Annotated in this window: 4 protein-coding genes and 1 pseudogene; 3 read left to right on the top strand and 2 right to left on the bottom strand. The window is 70.4% G+C overall.

Features of this window, described 5'->3' with window-relative positions; genetic code table 11:
• The first annotated feature begins 211 nt into the window (after positions 1–211).
• Positions 212–1,041, top strand: a pseudogene (locus tag IE94_RS38135) (IS5 family transposase).
• 236 nt (positions 1,042–1,277) lie between these two features.
• Here IE94_RS38135 and IE94_RS0116635 read toward each other — a convergent pair.
• Together IE94_RS0116635 and IE94_RS0116630 are read right to left on the bottom strand one after the other, a co-directional pair.
• Complete coding sequence (locus IE94_RS0116635; RefSeq protein ID WP_030184541.1) at positions 1,278–2,642, bottom strand: class I SAM-dependent RNA methyltransferase; 1,365 nt, start codon at positions 2,640–2,642, stop codon at positions 1,278–1,280.
• A gap of 60 nt (positions 2,643–2,702) precedes the next feature.
• Positions 2,703–4,811: an APC family permease gene (locus IE94_RS0116630; RefSeq protein ID WP_030184539.1), complete on the bottom strand. Its 2,109-nt coding sequence runs from the start codon at positions 4,809–4,811 to the stop codon at positions 2,703–2,705.
• A gap of 568 nt (positions 4,812–5,379) precedes the next feature.
• Here IE94_RS0116630 and IE94_RS0116620 point away from each other — a divergent pair.
• Both IE94_RS0116620 and IE94_RS0116615 read left to right on the top strand, forming a co-directional pair.
• Entirely contained in the window at positions 5,380–6,051 is a 672-nt protein-coding gene (locus tag IE94_RS0116620) for a potassium channel family protein (RefSeq protein WP_030184536.1), read from the top strand.
• Positions 6,051–6,731 (top strand): potassium channel family protein, encoded by a 681-nt coding sequence (locus IE94_RS0116615; RefSeq protein WP_030184535.1) that lies wholly within the window; start codon positions 6,051–6,053, stop codon positions 6,729–6,731. Before IE94_RS0116620 ends, IE94_RS0116615 begins: the two co-directional genes overlap by 1 nt.
• Positions 6,732–6,764 lie beyond the last annotated feature (33 nt).

Below are 6,764 nucleotides of genomic sequence, written 5' to 3'. Positions count from 1 at the left end.
AGAGGCTCAAGCCGGGCCCACTGGCCATTCGTCAGATCCCCACGTCTCACAGGACGTGATCATCAACGAACAAGATCCACTTTCGCAACAGGCCCTAGACGACTTGATCGGCAGTGGAAGTCACTCGTGGTAATCGCGTGAGCCTTATGTCAGCCCGCTCTATCTAGGCAGTGTCGTCAAATGATCACGGCTGGTGGATCATGGGGCCGTGATACGCCGTCATGAACTGACTGATGCCGAGTGGGAGTTCGTCCGGCCGCTGCTGCCCGCCTCGTTGCGGGGGCGGAAGCGGCTGGACGACCGCAGGGTCCTGAACGGGATCGTGTGGAAGTTCCGGACCGGGACGGCCTGGCGGGACGTGCCCGAGTGTTACGGGCCGTGGGCCACGCTGCATACGCGTTTCCGCAGGTGGGCAGCGGACGGGACGTTCGGCCGGATGCTGCGGGCCGCGCAGGCGAAGGCGGACGCGGCAGGCGACGTCGAGTGGCTGGTGTCGGTCGACTCCACGGTCGTCCGCGCCCACCAGCACGCGGCCGGGGCCCGAAAAAGGGGCTCCGGGACCCGGCCCTCGGCCGATCCAGAGGCGGGCTGACCAGCAAGATCCACCTCGCCTGCGACGGCCGCGGCCGCCCGCTCGGCTTCGTCGTGACGGGCGGCAACACGAACGACTGCACCCGGTTCACCACCGTGATGGAAGCGATCCGGGTGCCCCGCCTCGGACCGGGACGGCCCCGAGTCCGGCCCGATCACGTCCTGGGCGACAAGGGCTACAGCTCCAAAGCGATCCGCACCTGGCTTCGCCGTCGGGGCATCCCGCACACGATTCCCGAGCGCGCCGACCAGGTCCGCAACCGGGCCCGGCGCGGCAGCCGCGGAGGCCGCCCGCCGACCTTCGACCATGAGGTCTACAAGCGGCGCAACGTCGTGGAACGCTGCTTCAACCGCTTGAAACAGTGGCGTGGCATCGCCACCCGCTACGACAAGAACGCGGAGTCCTACGAAGCCGCCGTTGCCCTCGCATCACTCCTGATGTGGGCGTGACATTTGACGACAGGTCCTAGGGGCCTTCCGGGTGTCGCAGCACCCTGTTCAGTCTTCCTCACCACGGGAGTCAAGCGTCATACGAGCGTCAAGGGTCCCGAAGGCCCGGATACTGCGCTGCCGCTCCCACCAGTTACTCCAGTACGAATCCGCAGGTGAATGCGGGTCCTAGACGCTGGACATGGTGGATACCGCGACACAGGTCGAGTCCCGCTACCGCTACGCCAAACCGCAGGTCAGGACCCCTTGCCCGCAGGCTCCAGAATCGCCACGCACTCCACGTGGTGCGTCATCGGAAACAGATCGAGCACCCGCAGCATCCGCACCCGGTACCCCCCGTCCCGGAAGTACCCCAGGTCCCGGGCGAGCGCGGCCGGGTCGCAGGCCACGTAGGCGATTCGGCGGGCGCCCAGCGAGGAGAGGTGCTGGACCGTCTTGCGGCCGGCGCCCGCGCGGGGCGGGTCGAGGACGATGAGGTCGACCTCGTCGATCCCGGTGCGGGGCAGGACCGACTCGACCTTGCCCTGCTCGATGCGGACGCGGTCGAACTCGGCGAGGTTGTGGCGGGCGTCCTCGACGGCGCGCTTGCCGGACTCGATGCCGAGGACCGCGCCCTGGTCGCCGACGCGGTCGGCCAGGGCGCCGGCGAAGAGGCCGACGCCGCAGTACAGGTCCAGGGCCATGTCGCCCTTGCGGGGCAGCAGGCCCTGCATGACCGCGGTCACCAGGGTGTCGGCCGCCTTCGGGTGGACCTGCCAGAAGCCGCCGGAGCCGACCCGGTAGGTACGGCCGTCGGCGCGCTCGCGGACGAAGGGGCGGCCGTGGACGTGGTGGACGCCGCCGTCCTTCTCGCCGACCCGCATGACGGAGACCGGGCGGTCCAGTTCGACGATCGGCAGGCGGGCGCCCGGCCGCGGGGTCAGGATGACCTGGCGGTCCTGCGAGCCGGTCGCCGCGATCGCCTCCACCGTCGCCATGCCGGGCCAGTCGCGGCGCTCGATGCCCAGCTCGCTGACGCCCTCCGCCGCGATCATGCAGTGGTCGATCGGCTCGACGTCGTGGGAGCGGTGCTTGCGCAGGCCCGCGCGGCCCTCCGCGTCGACGGCGTACTGCACGCGCGTGCGCCACGACGGGACCTGGCCGGCCGGCACCTTGTCGCCCTCGGCCGGCATCACCGTGCCGTCCCAGCCGGCTTCATCGGGGGTCAGGCCCGCCAGGCGCTGGAGCTGTTCGGCGACGACCTCGCCCTTCAGGCGGCGCTGGGCGCCCGGCTTGGCGTGCTGCCAGTCGCAGCCGCCGCAGCGACCTGGGCCCGAGAAGGGGCAGGGGGCCTCGATGCGGTCCTTGGACGGGTCCAGGATCTCGACCGCGTCCGCGCGCAGGAAGCGGGCGCCCTCCTCGCCCTCGGTGACCCGGGCGACGACCCGCTCGCCGGGGAGCGTGTGCCGGACGAACAGCACCTGCCCCTCGGACGTGCGGGCGATGCAGTGGCCGCCGTGGGCGACGGGGCCGACCTCGACCTCGTACTCCTGGCCCACCAGCGAGACCGCCTCGGACCCGGCTCGCTTCTCCGCCTGCGACTTGTTCGGTTCTGCCTGCATGGCGGGGTGACTCCAGAGAACGGGGGCGACGTGGACGACAAAGGACAACAGCCGTCCAGTCTACGTGGACGAGGAGGAGTCCTTCGTACGGTCTCGGTCTCGGTCTCGGTCTCGGTCTCGGTCACGGTCACGGTCCTGGTGCTGGGCCGGACCGCGCCGGACCGCGCCGGGCGCGCTCCAGTCCTGGCGCTTGCGGGCCCGGCGCCTGGCGGCCTCGGAGGACTCCAGCTGGTACGGCACGGACGTGACCATCACACCGGGGGTGAACAGCAGGCGGCCCTTGAGGCGCAGGGCGCTCTGGTTGTGCAGCAGGTGCTCGTACCAGTGGCCGACCACGTACTCGGGGATGATGACGGAGACCGCGTCGCGCGGGGACTCCTTGCGCAGGCTCTTGACGTACTCGATGACCGGCCGCGTGATCTCGCGGTACGGCGAGTCCAGGACCTTCAGCGGTACGGCGATGCCGCGGCGCTCCCACTCCTCGCGCAGGGCCTTCGTCTCGGCCGGGTCGACGTTGACGCTGAGCGCCTCCAGGCTGTCGGAGCGCATGAGCTTGGCGTAGGCGAGGGCGCGGAGCGTGGGGCGGTGGATCTTGGAGATCAGGACCACCGAGTGGACGCGGGAGGGGCGCACCATGTCGTCGCTCTGTGCCTCCTCGGGGTCCTCCGGGGCCGCGATCTCCTCGGCGACGCGGTCGTAGTGCTTGCGGATCGCCGTCATGGTCGCGAAGAAGATGCACATGCCGAGCAGCGCGACCCAGGCGCCGTGCGTGAACTTGGTCGCCAGGACCACGACCAGGACGAGGCCGGTGAAGAAGGCGCCGAAGGCGTTGATGGCGCGGGAGCGCATCATGTGGCGGCGCTTGGACTGGTCCCGCTCGCTGGCCAGGTGGCGGTTCCAGTGCCGCACCATGCCGATCTGGCTGAGCGTGAAGGACACGAAGACGCCGACGATGTAGAGCTGGATCAGGCGGGTCGAGTCCGCGCCGTAGACGACGACCAGGAGCATGGCGGCGCCGGCGAGGAGCACGATGCCGTTGGAGAAGGCCAGCCGGTCGCCGCGGGTGTGCAGCTGGCGCGGCAGGTAGCGGTCCTGGGCGAGGATCGAGCCGAGCAGCGGGAAGCCGTTGTAGGCGGTGTTGGCGGCGAGGAAGAGGACCAGCGCGGTGGCGGCGGCCAGCACGATGAACAGGAAGCTTCCCTCGCCGAAGACCGCCTCGGCGACCTGCGAGATCACCGGGTGCTGGACGTAGTCCGCGCCGACGGCGACGCCGTTGTGGAAGAGCTCGGTGGCCGGGTTCTCGGACATGCGCACGTCGGTCGCGGAGGCCAGCGCGATGATGCCGCAGAACATGGTCACGGCGAGCAGGCCCATCATCGCGAGGGTGGTGCCCGCGTTCTTCGACTTCGGCTTGCGGAAGGCCGGGACGCCGTTGGAGATCGCCTCGACGCCGGTGAGCGCGGCACAGCCGGAGGAGAAGGCCCGCAGCAGGAGGAAGACCAGGGCGAAGCCGGCCAGGCCGCCGTGCTCCGGCTTGATCTCGTAGTCCGCCGTCGGGGCGCGCATGGTGTCGTCCAGGACCAGGCCGCGGAAGGCGCCCCACACGATCATGATGAAGACGCCCGCGACGAAGACGTACGTCGGGATCGCGAACAGGCTGCCCGACTCCTTGACCCCGCGCAGGTTCATCAGGGTGAGCAGCAGGATCACGGCGACCGCGCAGAGCACCTTGTGCTCGACGACGAAGGGGACCGCCGAGCCGAGGTTCTCGATGCCGGAGGAGATGGAGACCGCGACGGTCAGGACGTAGTCGACCAGCAGGGCGCTGGCGACGGTCAGACCGGCCTTGGGGCCGAGGTTGGTGGTGGCCACCTCGTAGTCGCCGCCGCCGCTCGGGTAGGCGTGCACGTTCTGCCGGTAGGAGGCGACCACCGTGAACATCAGGACGACGACCGCGACCGCGATCCACGGGCTGAAGTGGTACGCCGACACGCCCGCGATGGACAGGACGAGCAGCACCTCCCCGGGGGCGTACGCCACGGAGGACAGCGGGTCGGACGCGAACACGGGGAGGGCGATGCGCTTCGGCAGGAGCGTTTCCCCCAGCCGGTCGCTGCGCAGTGCGCGCCCGATGAGGATCCGCTTGGGCACGTCGGTCAGTTTGGACACAACAGAGCATCGTAGGCGTTCGAACGCGCGACCGCCCAACCGCCACCCCGATCCGTCCGCCGTCTGCTCTACGGGTGAATTCCAGGAGCGCTCCGGCTGCGGATTCCGCAGGTGACGGCTTTCGCATGCCTATATGACTGCTGACCCGTCAACGACGAGCACCGTCCGACGTCCGGCCGCTGCCGCCCCTGGAGGTCCCATGCACCTGAGCGCAGAGCTGATCGGCGGCGCCGCCACCCTCGTAGGCCTCTCGATCCTGACGGTCGCCAGCATCCGGAGCATCTGCCGCCGGGGGTCGTCGGCCAGGGGTTGAGACGGCTCCTGCGGGCCCGCGAGGCTTGCCGATACGTTGGATCCGGACGACGGGGGAGGTTGGCTCCGGATGGGGGAACCCGGCCTCCCGGCCCCCTCCCGGCCCCCTAGCGGCGTCGGCGTCGGTGCGCACCGGCATGATGTTCCCCTGCGGCCCGCACACTGGCCGCGACGTGTCGCCAGGCGAGCCGAAAGAGAGACATGAGCACGACATCCACTAAGGCCGACGGGCCCGCAGGAAGCGCGGTGTGAGGCGATGCACATTGTCATCATGGGGTGCGGACGCGTGGGCTCCGCGCTCGCCCAGACCCTGGAGCAGCAGGGACACACGGTCGCCGTGATCGACCGGGACCCCACCGCCTTCCGACGCCTCGGTTCCTCGTTCGGCGGCCGCCGGGTCACCGGCATCGGTTTCGACCAGGACACCCTGCGCGAGGCGGGGATCGAGGAGGCCGGCGCCTTCGCCGCCGTCTCCAGCGGCGACAACTCGAACATCATCGCCGCCCGCGTGGCACGGGAGATGTTCGGCGTGGAGAACGTGGCCGCCCGCATCTACGACCCGCGCCGCGCCGAGGTCTACCAGCGCCTCGGCATCCCCACCGTGGCCACCGTCCGCTGGACGGCCGACCAGATGCTGCGCCGACTGCTGCCCTCGGGTGCCGAGCCGCTGTGGCGCGACCCCACCGGGGGCGTCCAGCTCGCCGAGGTGCACACCTCCACGGCCTGGGTCGGCCACAAGATCAGCCGGCTCCAGGAGGAGACCGGCGTGCGGGTGGCGTTCGTCACCCGGCTCGGCGAGGCGATCCTGCCGTCCTCGCAGACCGTCCTGCAGGAGGGTGACCTCGTGCACGTGATGATGCGCACCGACGAGGTCGACAAGGTCGAGGCGGCGTTCGCCAAGGGTCCCGAAGAGGAGGGCGGTCACTGATGAGGGTCGCCATTGCCGGAGCCGGCGCGGTCGGCCGTTCGATCGCGGCCGAGCTCCTGGAGAACGGCCACGAGGTCCTGCTGATCGACAAGGCGCCGACCGCCATCTCGGTCGAGCGCGTTCCGATGGCGGAGTGGCTGCTCGCCGACGCGTGCGAGATCACGTCCCTGGACGAGGCGGCGCTCCAGCGCTGCAACGTCGTCATCGCCGCGACGGGCGACGACAAGGTCAACCTCGTCGTCTCCCTGCTGGCCAAGACGGAGTACGGCGTCCCGCGCGTGGTCGCCCGGGTGAACAACCCGAAGAACGAGTGGCTCTTCAACGAGTCCTGGGGCGTGGACGTCGCCGTCTCCACCCCGCGCCTGATGTCGGCCCTGGTCGAGGAGGCGGTGAGCGTCGGCGACCTGGTCCGGCTGCTGCGCTTCAGCCACGGCGACGCCAACCTCGTCGAGCTGACGCTGCCGGAGGAGTCGGCCCTGGCCGGTACCCAGGTCGGCGACGTCCAGTGGCCCGAGGACACCTCGCTGGTGACGATCATCCGCGGCACCCGGGTGCTGACGCCGTCCCCGGAGGACTCCCTGGAGGCGGGCGACGAGCTGCTCTTCGTCGCCGCACAGGCCCGTGAGGAGCAGCTGGAGGACCTGCTGTCGGCCCGGCGGCGGCCCGACGGCCTGGTCTGACCGGCGCGGAGGACCCGTGTACGGCGGTGGGGC

The sequence above is a fragment of the Streptomyces violaceorubidus genome (assembly GCF_000717995.1).
GTDB classification, from domain to species: Bacteria; Actinomycetota; Actinomycetes; order Streptomycetales; family Streptomycetaceae; genus Streptomyces; species Streptomyces violaceorubidus.
The sequence above is the reverse complement of the archived record's forward strand: the minus strand, read 5'-3'. Positions and strand labels throughout refer to the sequence as shown.